1 pseudogene is annotated in these 429 nt (G+C 84.6%); it reads right to left on the minus strand.

Annotated features, from left to right (window positions below):
* Positions 1 to 429, minus strand: a pseudogene (locus RKE29_RS30520) (hypothetical protein); the annotation flags it as partial.

Genomic DNA, 429 nt, shown 5'->3' on the forward strand with positions numbered 1-429 from the left:
AGGACCGCCGCCCGCGGCGAACGCGTCCAGAACGTCCCGGGGCCGGGCCGGGCCGGGGCCCGGGCCCGCCTCGGGCCGGGCCGCCCACGCGCCGTCGTCGCCGGCAGCGCTCCCCGGGGGGCCCTCCAGAGGGCCGGCCGGGGCGTTCGTACGGAAGGCGTCCGGGCTGTCCGCTCGGAAGGCCGACGACCACCCGGGTCCGCCGCCGTCCGCCTCGGTGCCGTGGCCGGGGGCCCACGGAGAGCCGTCGTCTCCGCCCGGCGCGGCCCCGGTACGGGCCCCCGGCAGCCCGGGCCCGTCCGGCGCGCCGGGCACGGGTCCGGGACGGTCACCGTGCGGGCCGGGGCGGTCGCCGTGCGGGCCGGACTCGGCGTTCACGCGCGCGGCCGCGGCCCGGGCGCCCGCGCTGTAGGCCGCGATGGCCCCGGC

It is taken from the genome of Streptomyces sp. B1866 (assembly GCF_031932565.1).
Lineage (GTDB): Bacteria > Actinomycetota > Actinomycetes > Streptomycetales > Streptomycetaceae > Streptomyces.